Annotated in this window: 14 protein-coding genes; 6 read left to right on the forward strand and 8 right to left on the reverse strand. The window is 47.4% G+C overall.

Features of this window, described 5'->3' with window-relative positions; all coding sequences use genetic code 11:
- Positions 1–820: 820 nt before the first annotated feature.
- On the forward strand, positions 821–1,780 hold the full coding sequence (locus BQ8014_RS02750; protein WP_080903025.1) for a glycerophosphodiester phosphodiesterase family protein: 960 nt from the start codon (positions 821–823) through the stop codon (positions 1,778–1,780).
- Here BQ8014_RS02750 and BQ8014_RS02755 read toward each other — a convergent pair.
- The 3 genes from BQ8014_RS02755 to BQ8014_RS02765 form a co-directional block, all read right to left on the reverse strand.
- Positions 1,777–2,364, reverse strand: a complete 588-nt coding sequence (locus tag BQ8014_RS02755; protein WP_080903026.1) for a uracil-DNA glycosylase family protein — start codon at positions 2,362–2,364, stop codon at positions 1,777–1,779. The genes BQ8014_RS02750 and BQ8014_RS02755 overlap by 4 nt on opposite strands.
- A gap of 398 nt (positions 2,365–2,762) precedes the next feature.
- Positions 2,763–4,079: a SpoIID/LytB domain-containing protein gene (locus BQ8014_RS02760; RefSeq protein ID WP_080905774.1), complete on the reverse strand. Its 1,317-nt coding sequence runs from the start codon at positions 4,077–4,079 to the stop codon at positions 2,763–2,765.
- Positions 4,079–6,079, reverse strand: coding sequence for an OPT family oligopeptide transporter (locus BQ8014_RS02765; protein WP_080905775.1), 2,001 nt, complete (start codon positions 6,077–6,079; stop codon positions 4,079–4,081). The genes BQ8014_RS02760 and BQ8014_RS02765 overlap by 1 nt, the downstream gene beginning before the upstream one ends.
- A 190-nt stretch (positions 6,080–6,269) precedes the next feature.
- On the opposite strand from BQ8014_RS02765, the gene BQ8014_RS02770 reads away from it, so the two are divergent.
- The 3 genes from BQ8014_RS02770 to BQ8014_RS02780 are packed head-to-tail and all read left to right on the forward strand — an operon-like array spanning position 6,270 to position 9,300.
- Positions 6,270–7,016, forward strand: a complete 747-nt coding sequence (locus BQ8014_RS02770) for a hypothetical protein (protein WP_080903027.1) — start codon at positions 6,270–6,272, stop codon at positions 7,014–7,016.
- Between the two features lie 46 nt (positions 7,017–7,062).
- A complete protein-coding gene (locus BQ8014_RS02775; protein WP_080903028.1) occupies positions 7,063–7,644 on the forward strand; it encodes a helix-turn-helix domain-containing protein in 582 nt (193 codons plus the stop codon).
- Positions 7,645–7,647: 3 nt separating this feature from the next.
- A complete protein-coding gene (locus BQ8014_RS02780; RefSeq protein WP_080903029.1) occupies positions 7,648–9,300 on the forward strand; it encodes an AMP-binding protein in 1,653 nt (550 codons plus the stop codon).
- A gap of 6 nt (positions 9,301–9,306) precedes the next feature.
- Here BQ8014_RS02780 and BQ8014_RS02785 read toward each other — a convergent pair whose 3' ends face one another.
- Positions 9,307–9,690 carry a DUF3037 domain-containing protein gene (locus BQ8014_RS02785; RefSeq protein WP_080903030.1) on the reverse strand — a complete coding sequence of 128 codons (384 nt, stop codon included), beginning with the start codon at positions 9,688–9,690 and terminating at the stop codon, positions 9,307–9,309.
- On the reverse strand, positions 9,668–10,453 hold the full coding sequence (locus BQ8014_RS02790; protein WP_080903031.1) for a HipA family kinase: 786 nt from the start codon (positions 10,451–10,453) through the stop codon (positions 9,668–9,670). Before BQ8014_RS02790 ends, BQ8014_RS02785 begins: the two co-directional genes overlap by 23 nt.
- Before the next feature lie 355 nt (positions 10,454–10,808).
- Here BQ8014_RS02790 and BQ8014_RS02795 point away from each other — a divergent pair, with 355 nt between their 5' ends.
- Both BQ8014_RS02795 and BQ8014_RS02800 read left to right on the forward strand, forming a co-directional pair.
- Entirely contained in the window at positions 10,809–14,066 is a 3,258-nt protein-coding gene (locus BQ8014_RS02795) for a glycosyltransferase family 117 protein (RefSeq protein ID WP_080905776.1), read from the forward strand.
- A gap of 6 nt (positions 14,067–14,072) precedes the next feature.
- Positions 14,073–14,681: a polysaccharide deacetylase family protein gene (locus BQ8014_RS02800; protein ID WP_080903032.1), complete on the forward strand. Its 609-nt coding sequence runs from the start codon at positions 14,073–14,075 to the stop codon at positions 14,679–14,681.
- A gap of 20 nt (positions 14,682–14,701) precedes the next feature.
- Here the strand turns inward: BQ8014_RS02800 and BQ8014_RS02805 are convergent, their stop codons facing one another.
- The 3 genes from BQ8014_RS02805 to purD are packed head-to-tail and all read right to left on the reverse strand — an operon-like array spanning position 14,702 to position 17,425.
- Positions 14,702–15,151, reverse strand: coding sequence for a YqaA family protein (locus BQ8014_RS02805; protein ID WP_080903033.1), 450 nt, complete (start codon positions 15,149–15,151; stop codon positions 14,702–14,704).
- A complete protein-coding gene (locus tag BQ8014_RS02810) occupies positions 15,136–16,146 on the reverse strand; it encodes a DUF6427 family protein (protein ID WP_080903034.1) in 1,011 nt (336 codons plus the stop codon). The genes BQ8014_RS02805 and BQ8014_RS02810 overlap by 16 nt, the downstream gene beginning before the upstream one ends.
- Before the next feature lie 7 nt (positions 16,147–16,153).
- Entirely contained in the window at positions 16,154–17,425 is a 1,272-nt protein-coding gene (gene purD / locus BQ8014_RS02815; RefSeq protein WP_080903035.1) for a phosphoribosylamine--glycine ligase, read from the reverse strand.
- Between the last annotated feature and the right edge of the window lies 1 nt (position 17,426).

Below are 17,426 nucleotides of genomic sequence, written 5' to 3' on the forward strand. Positions count from 1 at the left end.
ATCTATTGTGACATACCAGGGACCTTGAATAAAATACTGGATAAACATCGTGGCAGATAGCTGCACTTTTCTTTTAATGGCTCTCATTATTAGACGGTTAACAATTATCTATCTTGCGGTCTCCTCCACATGATAATTTCTTATCAGTTCTTACAACATCTCACCTAAAAGAGTATTTCTTGGATAGAAGTGGAGGATGTATAATCGGTACGGTGAATGACCGGGATCATTGCATTGACCGGCAGCAATGGAAACCGCGAATCCGAAAAGATTCCTTATGCCAGGATAAAAGGATGCATAATGAACATTTTAATGCGCCTCCATTCTAATTTTTAAACAGGATGGAATATTCTTGCATTAAATCATTTTTTTTGTTATTGTTTTTCAATAGGATAACAAAAAAAATATTTATAAATATCTAAACATTTGATAGAACTCTTTTTTTATTAGAAAGATAGAATATTGAGAAGTGTTTGTGAAAAAAAATATCTCTAAAAATTTGTTTATGGTTGATTTCTTTTTTATTTTTGGCAAGAAAATAAAGATATATATTAGCAACAGTCCCCTTCTATCCAAGAAGGGGAATAAGTCAAAGTCTTTCTTTGACTAGTGTTCCTTTTTTATGGCTTCCCTATCTAATAATAATGGTTGAAAGATTTAGTACGATGGCTGATAGAGAGCAATCAGTAGTGAAAATATGCATATTCAGCATACTAAATCTTCTAAGCGGAATCTTAACACATTTAGTTTGCCGCTTTATATTCGGAATCTCGATCGTTTGACCTAACTTTGTCCCGGAATATATAAAAAATGAACGGAAATGAAAACGAGGATCCATATGATAAGTCTATGCGGATTGCTCTTTATGAGTAGCTGCGCCTTTAACCAATCCAAAAGCGAGCTGGGGAATGAGCTGAAGACAATTCAGATATCCACTCCGGATGAACTTCGTTCCTATTTTGAATATGCCGAAGATGCTGTTCCTTTAATCAGCGGACACCGGGGAGGAAACGAAAAAGGTTTTCCCGAAAATAGTTTGGAAACTTTTGAAAATACATTACGGAATACGCCGGCAACCTTCGAAGTAGATCCCCGCCTGACCCAAGACAGTGTGATTATCCTTATTCATGACGACAGCCTTTCAAGGACCACTACAGGCTCCGGGAAGGTGGCCGATTATACTTGGAGCGAATTGCAGAAACTTTATCTGAAAGATGCCGACGGAAATGAAACCAATGCACAAATCCCGACACTTGAAGAGGCGATCCGATGGGCAAAGGGAAAAACCATTCTTATATTAGATGAAAAAGATGTCCCGAAGGAAATGACGGCCCGACTCATTACCGAAATGGGAGCCGAGGCTTATGTGATGATTACCGTTCACAATGCTGAAGAGGCACTTTTCTACTACCGGAAAAACAGGAATTTCATGTTCGAAGCTTTCGTCAAGACGCAGGAAGCTTTGCTCGAATATGAAAAAGCCGGAATTCCCTGGAGCCATATCATGGCCTATGTAGGTAGTCAGGTGACGCCGGAAAACAGGATCGTGATCGATATGTTGCACGAACGAGGCGTTATGTGCATGGTTTCGGCAGCTCCGACAGAAGACAAACGACCTACTCCTGAGGAGAGGGGAGAAGCTTACCGGCAGATTATACGCCAAGGCGTAGATATGATTGAATCGGATCGTCCGATCGAAGTGGCCAAAGCTATCTCCACTTTACTTCCCGAAGAGAGCCGTAAAACGAAATTCTTTGGTACGATGAATATCGAAAATTAATCGACCATTCCCAAATGACGGAACATCTCCCGGTAAATGTTTGCTTTTTCTTCCAAGGGTTTAGGATATGCCCTCGATGAAGAAGGCATTCTGAAAAGCAGGAAAGAACGTCCGTCCAGTTGGAATCCGGTAAAACCGCCGACCGGAGGCTCTTCCGCCGGGAGGTTGGTTAATAACGTATCCATCGATTTCTGGCCGGTGATAACGATGCCTTTACAGTCCGGAAGTGTTCGTAAAATTCGATCTATGGGAAAAGGCTTCACCACTTTCAAGTGCAGATCCGAAGCGTTGCCTTTCAGGCGGACTACCTCTGCGGCCGTGTCTCCGATTGCAATGCCTTTTTCCATGCAGAAACGGCGAACCCGTTCTTCATCGAAAGCCTTTCCATCGGTGGTCAGGAAACAGGTTTTATCCCCGAAGAAAATAAGTCCGAGAATACGCCACATATCATTCTGGATATTGGGGTAATAAAAATTCATAGACCACCGTTCCTTCGGAGGAGGGAAACTTCCGAGCATTAATATCCTTGCCTTTTCAGGGAGGAAAAAGCCTAATGGATGAGATTCTATTAAAAAGTTATTCATGGCGGCAAAGGTAATTTTTGTTGAGGAATTATTTAGTATGAACTAAATAAAAAGCAGAATAGAAACCATTGATCATAAAAAGATAAGGGTCGTGTTTTTAATCATTTAATTTTATTGTTTGTGAGAAAATAATAGCCTTGACTTTAATGTGAAAAATACAAAAGAGGCCTGCGTCGCTTTACTTAAATTGAGTCCCTTCCGGAATAGCCCCATTCGTCGAGAAAAATGGGCCATTCGTCTATTCTGTTTTCAACGAAAGAAAGATTTGTTTTCTTTTGCACTGTCGGTAACCTGGGAAGGCGAAAACAAGCAGTTGGCCTCAACAACTGTTAGACTAGGTAAACATTAGCTTAAGGTCGTCCGGATTGATTCGGGCGGCCTTTATTATGTTTCCTTCCTTAATATCTTCGTTCGATAGCGGCCCCGGGGAAATAGTGCGTAAGTATTTCCTGATAACCATAACCCTTGGCGCCCATGACGGCCGCGCCGATTTGGCAGAGCCCGACTCCATGCCCCCAGCCGGCTCCGGTCAGGCAAAAACGTTGGGGAATACCATCGGCGGTTTCGCCCTCCTTGTCTACAACAAAAGCCGAGCTGTATAGATGGGTCTCGGATAGGGTACGGCGGATTTCCAGTTCTTTTCCGATGATGTAGGTGCGGCGCGTACCGACAATCTTCAGTTTGACGATTCTTCCCGAAGTTCCTCTTTCGAGGGGAATCAAATCGGTGATTTCGCCGAAGTTTATTTGCGTCTTCCGGTGAATCAGCTCGGCCAGTTGGGCTTGTGTATACTCTACTTTCCAGCGGTAAAAGTCGGTCGTTTCCTGGTCGTAATTGTTTAATACCTGTCCTAATATGGCCGGGTCATGCGTATTGCAGAAGGCCTCTGGAGCGGTACGGATCCAGCGTTCCGCTTCCGCTTCGATCCGCAAGTCGGGGAAGCCGGATTCCCTGCTGTCGCGCAGAGTGGTCAGATAAGGGTGCGGTACCGGTTCCCAGCAATTTTCGAATCTTTCGGTTACTCCGCCGCAGGACTTGGAAAAACGGGCATCGCAGATCTCCCCGTCATATGTCAGGATTTCCCCTCGCGTCTTCCGGATCGCTTCCTGAACTTTCGGGGTAGAGGCGCGGGTGATTCCCTGGTAACGCTGGCAATGATCGTCGGCGCAAACGTCGAAAAGCGTATGGTCTTCGCGGTCATACCAGCGGATAAGCTGTTCGTTGTCGCAATAGAGGGATTGATATTTCCGGTCATCCTGATCCACTTGAATCCGTTTCTCCATCTGCGCCAGCAACCAGCTGCGGGAAATAACGGCATGTGCCTGAAGAAGCTCAAGGGAAGCTTCGGCACTCATTTCCGAAGAGATAACGCTAGTCAGGTACTCTTCCACATCAATCTGATTGATCGTCACAATCCCCTCGGGAGAGGTACGCATATAAAGCGATCCTCTGAATCGTTGGTCTTCGTTGCGTTGCCAATGGAAATGGACACCGATCGTGACCGCTTTCAGGTCGAATGACGCGTCCTGAGATACCGGTTCAAAAAACAGTTCCTGATAGAGTCTTCCGTTAAAAACGATTTGCCCGTCTACCCAAAGGACATGTTGCACGCCGGAAAGGTCATGCCCTGTCTGTGTATGAATGAAGTCACCGTTCAGGATGAAAGTAACGGCCTTTTCGGTGAGGATACCGACGTTGACAACAGGTGCTTCCATCATTCGTTCTCTTTTTTGGCTTTAAGGGAACTAACTGCCAAATAGGAAATTAGCAGTATGTAGATGACTACAGCCAAGGCTTCCGACCAGTGGTTGCTTAGCCATTCTTCGTTTATCAGTTGGATGCCGGCAAAACGCAGGGCGGCGCTGACAACTCCCATCAAGGCGCCTCCGGCAATAAATCCGGAGGCAAGCAAGGTGCCTTTTTCTACTCTTGCGGTATTCAGCGTTTTGTCTTTGCTCCGGCTGCCGACATACCAGTTAATGGCTCCGCCGATAAGGAGGGGCGTATTTAGTTCTATCGGGATAAACATACCCAAGGCGAACGCCAGCGGCGGGATTTTGCAGAAGTTTAGCACGATCGCGATGGCGGCTCCGATTCCATAGAGCGGCCAGGGAGCTCCGGCGCCGCTCATCAACGGCTCGATGACGGCAGCCATTGCATTAGCTTGCGGCGCTGCCAATTGGCCGCTGGTAAATCCGTAGGTTTTGTTCAGGATCAGGATAACGCCTCCTACGGTAGCGGCCGAAACCAAGGTTCCCAGGAACTTCCAGGTTTCCTGTTTGGCAGGAGTGCTGCCCAACCAATATCCGATTTTTAGATCGGTGATGAATCCCCCCGCCATGGATAAGGCGGTGCAGACGACTCCACCGATAATTAATGCCGAGACCATTCCGGGTATCCCTTTTAAGCCGACGGCTACTAAAATGATGGAGGCCAGGATCAACGTCATGAGTGTCATCCCGGATACCGGGTTCGTCCCTACGATCGCAATCGCATTGGCTGCCACGGTGGTGAAAAGGAAGGCGATGACGGTGACGACCAACAGCCCGACGATGGCGTGTACCAGGTTATTTACCACTCCCAGATAGAAAAACAGGAAGATGGCGAGCAGGGCGATTAAGGAGCCGATGGCGATAAATTTCATCGAGAGGTCCTGTTGCGTACGGAGTACGGTCCGGTCTGCTTTCCCGGCTTTCCCTTTAAGCTCCTTCGTCGCTAAAGTGACGGCGGACTTGATAATACTCCAGGACTTGATAATCCCGATGACTCCGGCCGTTGCTATTCCTCCGATACCGATGTGGCGGGCGTAGGAGGTGAAGATTTGCTCAGCGCTCATACTTCCGACGGTGTTTGCAATTGCCGTATTTCCGAAGGTCAGGACGGCGTCTCCGAAAAAGAATGACATGAGCGGTATGATCAGGAACCAGACAAGAAAAGAACCGGCGCAAATGATGGCCGCATACTTCAATCCGATAATATATCCCAGTCCCAATACGGCGGCACCGACATTGACTTTGAACACCAGTTTTATTTTTTCCGCTATCATTTCACCAAAACCGACCATGCGGGTCGTTACCGTTTCGTTCCACCAGCCGAAGGTCGCTACGATAAAATCATATAATCCTCCGATAATGCCGGCCAGTATGAGCGGCTTTGCCTGGTTGCCCCCTTTTTCGCCCGAGACCAGCACCTGGGTGGTGGCGGTTGCCTCCGGGAATGGGTATTTTCCGTGCATATCGGAAACAAAATATTTGCGAAAAGGAATCAACAATAAAATTCCGAGAATACCTCCCAACAGGGAACTCATGAAGACTTCGAAGAAGTTGACAGTGATTTCCGGATATTTATCCTGGAGAATATATAAAGCGGGAAGGGTGAAGATCGCACCGGCTACGATCACACCGCTGCTGGCCCCGATGGATTGTATAATGACATTCTCTCCCAGAGCATTCTTGCGCTTGAAGCCGGTTGAAAGCCCTACGGCTATGATAGCGATAGGAATGGCGGCTTCGAATACTTGTCCTACCTTTAGTCCCAGGTAGGCGGCTGCGGCGCTGAAAAGAACGGCCATCAGCAGTCCCCATAATACAGACCAAGGCGTAACTTCCCGGAAAGACTTTTCCGCGGGCATTAAGGGTTTATATTCTTCACCTTCGTTTAATTCACGGTAAGCGTTTTCCGGTAGCCCGACTATTTTTTCTTCTTCTTGTTTCACGTCGATAAGAGTAATAGATATCCATACATTCAATCTCACAAATCTACGTCTTTTCCTTTAATCGGCAAACGACTCTTTGCCGGAAAAAAAAGAAGAAAAACGGATTATTCTGTAATTCTGCAAAAAAAAGTCTTATTTTTACTCATTGTTTAGGGTTTTAGAGTAGAGACTTTGCAAAAAGAACAAGTTTATGAAAGAGGAAAAGGATGTTTTTAAGAAGTTCCAAGACTCCTTTAAAGGAGTAGAGGGACATTATCATATACTTGAGCAGCGCATTCCCGTTGAGGTACAGATGGAATATTTTAGGGTGTCAGCCCAAGTAGCCAAAGAAAAATGGCCGATGGATGATGAGGCATATGAACACTATGTAGCTACCATGCAAAATGACGAAGCCATGCTGAGCTATAAGAAACGCATTCTTGCGGCTTTAGCGACTTCCAAGCAAGTAAGAGCTTACCGTTTGTTGGAGAAATTCATAGTGGTCGCTCCGGAAGATCTGAGGGATTGGACGGCGATTGCTTTAATGGAAGGCCGTATCCAGCTCGAGTCGGAATTATCTGAAGAAAAACAGATTTATATTTCCACTGGACTGGGAGGAAAGGAGGGTAAGTTGCGTTTCTTTGTCCTGTTGGGTTCAAAAGGCGGAATGCCTTTTCAGGACTATCAGAAGAAGACAATAGAGCGGGAATTCTCTTATGCCCTGCCCCTCCATGATTGCGAAATTGAACGCTTGACCGTGAAGGAACACCATGTGGAGATGCTCCTTTTAGTGCCCGTCCTGGAGAATCTGAAGGATCGCTTGGACGAAATAGTGCATGAATGTAATTTATACGGTAATTTTTTGTCTTTGTCCTATACCATAACCAACGTGAAAGAATTAAGTGCTGAAGAGATTGAAGAGATTTTCAGGAAGGAAGATGAGAAGAAAGTAAAATAATGTATTTTTGTCATCTTTATATGTAATCAAAGCAAAGCCATGAGTTATGGGCACAAACAGAATCATCGGGGATAAGATAAAGAGTGTCCGCGAATCGAAAAAACTCTCCACAGAGGAGGTGGCCGAACGCTCCTCCTTAACTTTAGAGCAATTGGAGCGGATCGAAGGAAATGTCGATCTCCCTTCGCTTGCACCGTTGATCCGGGTTGCACGTACCCTGGGAGTACGGTTAGGCACCTTCCTCGACGACCAAAAGGAGTTAGGGCCTGTTATTTGCCGGATGCAGGATTGCAACCGGTTAAACGGCATTAACTTTAGTAACAATTCAACGCAAAACCGGAAGCATATGGTTTACCATTCACTCTCGCAGGATAAGGCCGGACGCCATATGGAGCCATTCCTGATCGAGGTAAGTTCTTCCGAAGGAGCTGAGTTTACCCATTCTTCCCATGAAGGAGAAGAATTTATCTATGTTTTGGAGGGGAGGATCGAGGTAAATTACGGAAAACAGGCTTACCTGTTGAATGCCGGGGATTGCATTTATTATGATTCCATCGTTTCCCACCACGTACATGCGGCCGACGGGGCTACGGCTAAAATCCTGGGCATTATTTATACTCCCGGTTAATTAATGGAACTGCAAGATAAAACGCTCGGGCAGTGGCTGGAATATTGGGCTGCCGTTACCCCCGATAAGGAATATCTCGTATATTCCGATCGGAACCTGCGGTTTACCTGGAAGGAATTCAACCTGCGGGTGGACGACATGGCCAAAGGATTATTGTCCGTCGGAGTAAAACAAGGTACTCATATCGGTATCTGGGCGACCAATGTACCCGACTGGTTGACTTTTCTTTTTGCCGGGGCAAAGGTCGGTGCGATATTAGTGACTATAAATACGAACTATAAGCAGAACGAACTGGAATTCTTGGTAGAGGATGCCGATATCCATACTTTGTGTATTACCGAAGGTGTCTTTGACGGAAATTATGTGGATATGACCTATACGATGCTTCCGGAGCTCCGTGAATCGCAGCGTGGTTATTTGAAAAGCAAACGTTTCCCTGAATTGAAAAATGTAATTTATATCGGGCAGGAAAAGTTCCGGGGGATGTACAACACGGCGGAAATCCTCTTGCTGGGTGAGAATGTCGATGATGAGAATTTGTCGGAAGCAAAGAGCCGGGTCGGATGCCATGATGTCGTCAATATGCAGTATACTTCGGGGACGACCGGCTTTCCCAAGGGCGTCATGTTAAGCCACCATAATATAGCCAACAACGGATATTTTACCGGGGAAGGAATGGGCTTTACCGCAAAAGATAAACTTTGTTGCTGCGTCCCCCTGTTCCATTGCTTCGGCGTGGTGTTGGCGACAATGAATGTGTTGACACACGGATGTACGCAAGTCATGGTGGAGCGTTTCGACCCATTGGTCGTGCTGGCGTCGGTGCATAAGGAACGCTGTACGGCGCTTTACGGAGTGCCGACCATGTTTATTGCCGAAATGAATCATCCGATGTTTGACCTGTTCGATGTCTCTTCCCTTCGCACCGGGATTATGGCCGGCTCCCTGTGTCCGGTCGAGCTAATGCGTGCGGTAACGACTAAGTTGCATATTACTTATATAACGAGTGTATACGGATTAACGGAAAGTTCGCCGGGGATGACGCATACGGTGCTGGACGATAGCTTCGAGCTGCGTTGTACGACCGTCGGCAAGGAATATCCGTTTACGGAAGTGAAGATCGTCAATCCCGAAACGGGAGAAGAATGCCCTCACGGCGTACAAGGAGAGGTTTGTTGCCGTGGCTATCTGAATATGAAAGGATATTATAAGAATCCCCAAGCGACGGCCGAAGTCATCGATGCGGACGGCTGGCTCCACAGCGGGGATCTGGGAATTAAGGATGAACAGGGATACTATCATATTACGGGGCGGATTAAAGATATGATTATCCGTGGGGGAGAGAATATATATCCGAGGGAAATAGAGGAATTTCTATATCACCTGGAAGGAGTGAAAGACATTCAGGTTGCCGCTATTGCTTCAGAAAAATACGGGGAAGAGGTGGGAGCCTTTATTATCACGCATGAAAGAGTAACCTTGACGGCGGATGAAGTACGTGATTTTTGCCGCGGGAAGATTGCCCGCCACAAGATTCCTAAATATATATTCTTTGTTGATTCATTTCCCATGACCGGTAGCGGCAAGATCCAGAAATTCAAATTAAGGGAATTAGGCCTTAAGCTCCTTGCGGAGCAGGGAATTACCCCGGTATAACAATTGTCATAGCACTAGTTCACGGAAGAGGGCATCGAAGGCCTGGTCGAGATCGGCGGCAAATCCCGGATGTGGGCGAGAGGTTTGGATCGTTGTGCTGCGGACGGCGGTCAGCCATCGGAAACGTTCGGGAAGGTCGAGGCTGGCAATGGTTCCTCCCTTTTTGCAGCCTTCGGCAATCGTACAGAACGCCTCGAGATTGGCTTTCAAGAATTCAAAATCAAAGTCCGGCGGAAAGAAGGCGGTCTTTCGCGGATCCAGTAGGAAGCGGGCGTGGATATATTTCGCCCGTTTCGAAAACAGGATCAACCCGACGTTCACGAACTCTCCGCGTTCGATCACCGGAAGAACGCGGATGACGGCGTATTCATATAAGTGCTTCCCTTGCATGTTGCGCTTCATTTACAAAGTTTTCGGAATGGGAGAGGCGTTCGGTCAGAAACCGGTAATAAACGGAACGCAGTTCTTCGGGCGTATCCCCGTCCGGTTCCCCCCATCGAAGCCACTCGTCGGGAAGAAGGCCGACTATCTCCCGGAGTACCTCCGGAGTCAATATCCGCCGGAAAGCTGCATCTACAGCCGGAAGTTTGCTCGCCTGCTGCAACAGGGCATGGCTTTTGATCAAAGGAAACGGACTCAGCGCATGCGCCTCCCAATTTACCCATGAATGATGGAAAAACAGTGTCGCCCCATGGTCGATCAGCCATAATTCATGGTTCCACATCAGCAGGTTGGTGTTTTTCGTCGTCCGGTCTACATTCGTCAGGTAGGCATCTAACCAGACGATCTGCGAGGCCAGCAAAGGGTCGACGGCCGTTACTACCGGATCGAACATGAAAGCGCCCGAAAGGAAATGCAGTCCGAGATTCAGTCCCCGGCTGGCCTGCAGCAAGTCCTGTATCTCCTCATCCCCCTCCGTCCGTCCGAAATCTTCATCCAATTGGAGGAAGACAAGTTCCGGAACCCTTAGTCCCAGCGTTTTGGCGACAACTCCCCCGATAAGTTCCGAGATTAGTGCCTTCGGCCCATGTCCGGTACCCTTAAATTTCAGTACGTATTTGAATCCGTCGTCCGCTTCCGCCAATGCCGGCAGGGAACCACCCTCCCGCAAGGGCATAATATATCGCGTTACGTTTGCTATCCGAAGTTCCATCTGTTTTTATCTGAAGAGTAAAGATACAATCTATTTTCCTATCTTCCTAATGCTACTTAATAAACAGATGTGGATGAATAGGGAGCCGAGAATTCTTTTTTATGCCTGAAAAATTTCTAATTATGCCTGAAAAAGCGATCCTATTCGCTTATAGCGGTTTTTTAGATACAACAAGTCAAAAAGGCATCTATTCTACTCGTGCCTATTTTTTCTAACAAGGAATGTTAATCGCCTCCTCCCGTTATAGAATTTAAAAGCGATACTTGCGTTAATATGAACGTATTTTGCTACCTTTGCGTCCGAATGTACACGAGGGTGTGCCTTCATATTGAAAACAATCATCATTTCACGAAATATGGGAAAATATAAACTGGTCAATAACGTATTGGGATGGATTACTTTTCTAATAGCTTCTGCCGTATATCTGATGACCATAGAACCGACAGGCAGTTTCTGGGACTGCGGTGAATTTATTACCTCGGCTTTTAAACTGGAAGTAGGGCACCCTCCCGGAGCGCCGTTCTTTATGCTTGTCGCCAACCTGTTTACCCATTTTGCTTCCGGTACGGCGGAGGTAGGAAAGATGGTAAATGTCATGTCCGCCCTTTTTAGCGGTCTGACTATTCTATTCCTTTTTTGGAGCATTACCCATCTGGCACGGAAAATCATCTTGACAGACGGAGAGGCTCCGAATATTTCGCAACTGATCCGTATCATGGGATGCGGCTTGGTCGGCGCATTTGTTTATACCTTCAGCGACACTTTCTGGTTTAGTGCGGTGGAAGGCGAGGTTTATGCTTTCTCATCCCTCTTCACGGCAACCGTCTTCTGGCTGATCCTGAAATGGGAAGATTCCGCCGACAGCCCTCATGCCGACCGCTGGATCGTACTGATTGCCTATCTGATGGGACTCAGTATCGGCGTCCACTTGCTGAATTTGCTTTGTATACCGGCGATTGTCCTGGTTTACTATTATAAGAAGTTCCCTAATCCGACGATGAAGGGTACCTTAATTGCCATTCTTATTTCTTTCGCGATTGTGGCGTTGATGATGTATGGCGTTGTTCAGGGGCTGGTCGAAATCTGCGGTTGGTTTGAGCTCTTGTTCGTGAATGTGTTGGGAATGCCTTACAACAGTGGCGTTTACATCTATGCCATTTTGATTGCAGGCGTGCTGGCTTGGGCGATATGGGAGACGATGCGCGACGAAATCCATCCGGGACGGATGAAGGTCGCGTTTATTCTTTCAATCGTTTTGCTTGGAATTCCTTTTATCGGTAATGGGTATATGCTGGGCATCCTGTTGATTCTGGCGCTGTCATACTACCTGTTCAAGGCAAAAAATCTGAATATCAAATTATTGAATACGACACTGCTCTCTCTGATGGTCATTGTGGTCGGCTATTCTTCCTATGCACTGATTCTGATCCGTGCAACGGCGGATACCCCGATGAACCAGAATACGCCGAGCGATATCTTTACGCTTCGTACTTATCTGGCGCGTGAACAATACGGAGATACGCCGCTGCTCTATGGACAGACCTTTGCTTCCGAAGTGAAGCGTGAAAGCCAGGGAGGAATGTGTGCTGCGGTGACGAAAGACGGAAATCCGGTCTGGAGCCGCGTGATTAAAAAGGATAAGAACGAAAAGGATCGTTATTATATTTCACGCCGCGATCTCAAGTACGAATATGTGGACGAGCTGAATATGCTCTTCCCGCGTATGTATAGCGTGGACAGCAAGCACATGGGGGCTTATAAAGAATGGTCCGGCTTTAAAGGGGAGCCCGTACGATACGAGCGGTGCGGCGAATGGAAAACGGTGCAGAAGCCGACATTTGCCGAGAATATCCGTTTCTTTTTTTCTTATCAGTTGAATTTTATGTATTGGCGGTATTTCATGTGGAACTTTTCCGGACGTCAGAATGATATCCAAGGGAACGGCGAAGTGATGAACGGAAACTGGATTACCGGGATCAAGTTTATCGACGAGGTCTTGGTAGGCCCGCAGGATAATATGCCTGATGATATTGCGAATAATAAAGGACATAACGTATATTATATGCTGCCTCTGCTGCTCGGGGTTATCGGCTTGCTCTATCAGGCCTATGCCGGGAAAAGAGGAATACAGAGTTTCTGGGTGACGTTCTTCCTCTTCTTCATGACGGGTATCGCCATTGTTTTGTACCTGAACCAGACACCTTACCAGCCGCGTGAACGTGATTACGCCTATGCCGGATCGTTCTACGCCTTTTGTATATGGGTAGGATTCGGGGTGGCATCCATAGCGAAGGCATTGGAGAAATACCTGAAGGCTCCAGGCCTAGTGGCGAGCGCTGTCGCTACACTGGCAGCCTTGGTCGTTCCGGTACAGATGGCTTCACAAAACTGGGACGACCACGATCGTTCCGGCCGCTATATTGCCCGCGACTTCGGTAGCAATTACTTGGAATCCTGTGCTCCGAACGCTGTGATCTTCACAAACGGAGACAATGATACATTCCCTCTCTGGTATGCCCAGGAAGTGGAAGGAATCCGTACGGATGTCCGCGTTTGCAACACTAGTTACCTGCAGACGGACTGGTATATCGACCAGATGAAGCGTCAGGCTTATAACTCCGATCCGTTGCCTATCTCTTGGGAGCGGGCGGACTATGTACAGGGCACCAGGGATGTTGCTTATGTGATGGACCGGATGGAAGGGCAGCCAGCCGAGCTGGGCGCCGCGTTGGAGTTTGTCCGCAGCAATGATCCGAAAACCAAACAAATTCCCGGATATGGTGAATCGATCGATTATATTCCTGCCAAGACATTGGTTTATAATGTAGACTCGGCAGCCGCCCTCGCTTCGGGTACGGTTCGTCCGGAGGATGCTTCTAAAATCTTGCCGCAGATGTCAATCGACCTGAGCCAAAAGACCATTCTTGGTAAACAGGAATTGATCATCCTCGATATGTTGCGTACCAATAACTGGAAACGCCCGATTTATTACGCAATCACGGTTAGCCCGGATCAGTTTGCGGGATTAGATCCCTATTTCCAGCAAACCGGATTGACTTATCAGGTTGTTCCCCTGCCTGCAAAAGATGAACCCCTTTCGGTTAATTCGGATCGGATGTATGACAATCTGATGAACAAGTTTAAATGGGGCGGTATCGACCAACCGGGCGTTTACCTGGATGAGAATGTCATGCGGATGTGCAAAAGCTATCGGATGGCTTTGTTCGGCAGGTTGGCTGAATCGCTGATCAACGAAAACAAGAAGGATAAGGCGTTGGCCGTACTGGATAAATCGGTGGAAGTGCTGAAGAACGTGACGATGGATTACACCGGTCTATCTATCGCTGAAATGTATTATGTACTTGGTCAGAAGGAGAAAGCAGAAAAGATTTATGACCAGATCGCCGGTTATTCCATCCGGAATATAGATTGGTTCTTCCGCCTGAATCCGACTCAACGTGCTTCCGTACAAAGGGAGTTGCGGCAGGACCTGGCGGTATTGCAGGAAATCATCCGTACCAGCAACAAGTATAATCCTGAATATGGAAAGAAATTCCATAAGGAATTTGAAATATTTTCTCAGAAATATGCAGGATCGGCAAGAGGAGAGTAAGCGGTTATGTTTATAGAGTCCCCTCCCTGTTATTATCGGATCCTGTTCCCGGGAGCCATTTGGCGCATTCCGGGAGAAGAGAAATGCGTATATCTCACGTTTGATGATGGCCCTATTCCGGAGGTTACTCCATGGGTTTTGGACATCTTGGACCGGTATGGCGTCAAAGCGACGTTCTTTTGCGTCGGGGACAATGTCCGAAAGCATCCGGAAACTTTTCAGATGGTATTGGACCGGGGGCACCGGGTAGGAAATCACACGTTCAATCATATACAGGGAGTCGGTTCCTGGTCCCGCCTCTACGTGGAGAATGTCGAGAAGGCGTCCGAATATATTCACAGTAACCTTTTCCGTCCTCCGCATGGGCATATGCGTTTTCCGCAGTTACTTCGTTTGAGAAAAAAGTATAAGATAATCATGTGGGACGTGGTTACGCGGGATTACAGTTGGCGTATGACTCCTGAGGATGTATTCAATAATGTAAAGAAGCATGCGCGAAACGGTTCCATTATTGTTTTCCACGATTCGCTGAAGGCGGAAAAGAACATGAAGGAAGCCATGCCCCGCGCCATCGAATGGCTTTTAAGTGAAGGATATCAGTTTAAATTATTATAAAGGTTTCCTACGCCGTCATTTTAAATCATTTGTTGAGCTTTATAGACTAACTCCATCCAGACCCAATAACGGATGGCTTTGCCGGCAAACATGGATAAGGCAACAATCCAGATATTGGCGCGGAGGAATCCCAAGGCGACGGCAATAAAGTCGCCTACGCCGGGGAGAAAGACGAAGAAGCCCATCCAGGAGCCTTTTCCCTGGATCCAAAGCTGGACTTTTTCCAGTTTGCTCCGCTTCAGCTTCAGGTATTTCTCAATCCATTCCGTTTTTCCGATCATGCCGAGCCAATAACAACTCATCCCTCCCAGAAAATTACCTAAGGTCGCCGCAATAAACAAGGGGAGTCCGGATGCTCCGGTGAGCATGACTCCTGTCAGGACGACTTCTGAACTGAATGGCAGTACCGTAGCTGCTAGAAAAGCAGCAATGAAGACTCCTATATAGCCGTATTCTATAAGAAATTCCATATATAATTTATAAAACGTGCCAGAAAAAGCAGAGGAGTAAGTAGGAAGAGCCAGAAAACAATTTTCCCCTTTTGTACGGTGAAGAAATGAGCCAATAAAATGGAACAGGGGATACAGGCTATTTCCAGCAGTTCGTCTGATGTTTGTTCATAAAGGAAGAAGAGGGTAAAAGCCCAGATGGCAAAGAACATCAGGAAGAAAAGATACTCCCGGGTGCGAAGATTATCGTCGAATTCATGTGTAATGATATTGAACGAGGCAACAACCGTCAACCCGGCGATCCAAAGGGTCGTGATTGTTTGCCATAGATCCCATTCCCCTATTCCTTGCAAATTGATTTTAAAGAGGGAGGCAAAGGGAATGATGAACGATTGGTAATTATAAAAGAGGATATTCCATCCGAATAACAGCCAATAGATAATGCCGATCCCAAGCAAGGAGGCAATCACTCCCCTCAGGCTGAATGTCCGGAAAGTATACATCCCGTACCAGAACAAAGGGAGGAACCAGATGATATGAATCCAGAGTAGGCTCCCTATCCCAATCAGAAGAGCCGTGTTGAAAGCTTTGCTGACCTTTTCCGGAGAATGGTAAGACGAAAAGAGTTCGTACATGGCCAGGATTAAACAGTAGGTTCCGAGCGAAGTGGCGTTCAACGGGAGAAAGTCCGGATTGGTACTTATAAAAAGGATATAGAGAATAAAGGGCAACAGGGTTTTCTCCCGGATAAATCTTAATTCTAAATTTGCCCGGTGAAGCAAGAGCGCACCTAAGGCCATCAGGATAAAACCGATGAAGTAGGTAAAGGCTTTGCCAGGTAAAGCCATGCAGATGATATTCCAGAGAGGAGTCGACGATACCTCTCCATATACCGGATAACCGATGGAGAAGGCATACCCCATGATCCAACATCCCAGACAAGCAATAATTGTCAGAATGCCGGGCCACCGGCTTACCACCGGCAATCTTCTTGAGGAGTAACGTCCTTCCCGCATAAATCAATTATAAATCGAATCCGATATCCGAACGGAAATATTTCTTATCAAACCGGATGGCATTGGCGCCTGCGAACGATCGGGCCAATGCTTCCTCTTTATCTTTGCCATAGGAACTGATAGCCAGTACGCGGCCTCCGTCCGTGACGATTCGGCCGTCTATTTTCTTCGTTCCCGCATGGAAAGCAATGCTTCCGGCCGGCACTTCGTCCAGGCCTTCGATCGTCTTTCCTTTTTCATATGCTTCCGGATAGCCTCCGCTGACCAGTACGACCGTTACGGTAGCCCGCGGATCTTCCGTCAACGTACGCTTTGCTATATTTCCTTCCGCCACACCTTCCAACAAATCGACGAAATCGCTTTGGATGCGTAGCATGACAGCTTCGGTTTCCGGGTCACCCATCCGGCAGTTGTATTCGATTACCACCGGCTCTCCCTTAACCTTAATTAATCCAAGGAAAATGAATCCTTTGTAATCGAGACCTTCGGCTTTTAATCCGGCAATGGTCGGGCGGATAATACGCTCCTCCACTTTTCTCATGAAATGCCCATCAGCAAACGGAACAGGGGAGACTGCTCCCATGCCGCCGGTATTCAACCCGGTATTTCCTTCGCCGATGCGTTTATAGTCTTTGGCTACCGGCAGGATTTTGTAATCCGTTCCGTCAGAAAGGACAAAGACGGAACATTCGATACCGTCGAGGAATTCTTCAATGACAACTGTTCTGCTTGCGTCTCCGAACATTCCTTGCAACATTTCGGCTAGTTCCTTTTTCGCCTCTTCCAGGTTATCCAATATCAGCACCCCTTTACCGGCTGCCAGGCCATCCGCTTTCAGTACATAGGGAGGCATCAGGGATCCAAGGAAGGCGTAGCCCTCTTCCAGGTTTGCCGCCGTGACGCTTTTATATCCGGCGGTCGGGATCCTGTGGCGTTGCATGAACGCTTTGGCAAAATCCTTACTCCCTTCCAGTTGGGCCCCCTGTTTGCTCGGGCCGATGACCGGGATGTCCTGCAAGGCGGCATCCTGTTTGAAAAAATCATAAATTCCCTTTACCAAGGGAGCTTCCGGGCCTACGACAACCATGCGGATGCCATTTTCCAATACAAAAGCCTTGATGGCAGGGAAATCTTCCGCACTGATAGGGACATTGACACCCACCCTTGCCGTACCGGCGTTACCAGGCGCAATGAAAAGGCGATCTGTCTTGGGACTTTGGGCGATCTTCCAGGCCAACGCATGTTCGCGGCCGCCGGAACCGAGGAGTAATATATTCATT

Source organism: Parabacteroides sp. Marseille-P3160 (assembly GCF_900162725.1).
Taxonomy (GTDB): Bacteria; Bacteroidota; Bacteroidia; order Bacteroidales; family Tannerellaceae; genus Marseille-P3160.

What these genes read in the sequence shown, in the direction of transcription:
- BQ8014_RS02750 (WP_080903025.1), top strand. Translation starts at nt 821, where the DNA reads ATGAAAACGAGGATCCATATGATAAGTCTATGCGGATTGCTCTTTATG.
- BQ8014_RS02755 (WP_080903026.1), bottom strand. Translation starts at nt 2,364, where the DNA reads ATGAATAACTTTTTAATAGAATCTCATCCATTAGGCTTTTTCCTCCCT.
- BQ8014_RS02760 (WP_080905774.1), bottom strand. Translation starts at nt 4,079, where the DNA reads ATGGAAGCACCTGTTGTCAACGTCGGTATCCTCACCGAAAAGGCCGTT.
- BQ8014_RS02770 (WP_080903027.1), top strand. Translation starts at nt 6,270, where the DNA reads ATGAAAGAGGAAAAGGATGTTTTTAAGAAGTTCCAAGACTCCTTTAAA.
- BQ8014_RS02775 (WP_080903028.1), top strand. Translation starts at nt 7,063, where the DNA reads ATGGGCACAAACAGAATCATCGGGGATAAGATAAAGAGTGTCCGCGAA.
- BQ8014_RS02780 (WP_080903029.1), top strand. Translation starts at nt 7,648, where the DNA reads ATGGAACTGCAAGATAAAACGCTCGGGCAGTGGCTGGAATATTGGGCT.
- BQ8014_RS02785 (WP_080903030.1), bottom strand. Translation starts at nt 9,690, where the DNA reads ATGCAAGGGAAGCACTTATATGAATACGCCGTCATCCGCGTTCTTCCG.
- BQ8014_RS02790 (WP_080903031.1), bottom strand. Translation starts at nt 10,453, where the DNA reads ATGGAACTTCGGATAGCAAACGTAACGCGATATATTATGCCCTTGCGG.
- BQ8014_RS02795 (WP_080905776.1), top strand. Translation starts at nt 10,809, where the DNA reads ATGGGAAAATATAAACTGGTCAATAACGTATTGGGATGGATTACTTTT.
- BQ8014_RS02800 (WP_080903032.1), top strand. Translation starts at nt 14,073, where the DNA reads ATGTTTATAGAGTCCCCTCCCTGTTATTATCGGATCCTGTTCCCGGGA.
- BQ8014_RS02805 (WP_080903033.1), bottom strand. Translation starts at nt 15,151, where the DNA reads ATGGAATTTCTTATAGAATACGGCTATATAGGAGTCTTCATTGCTGCT.
- BQ8014_RS02810 (WP_080903034.1), bottom strand. Translation starts at nt 16,146, where the DNA reads ATGCGGGAAGGACGTTACTCCTCAAGAAGATTGCCGGTGGTAAGCCGG.
- purD (WP_080903035.1), bottom strand. Translation starts at nt 17,425, where the DNA reads ATGAATATATTACTCCTCGGTTCCGGCGGCCGCGAACATGCGTTGGCC.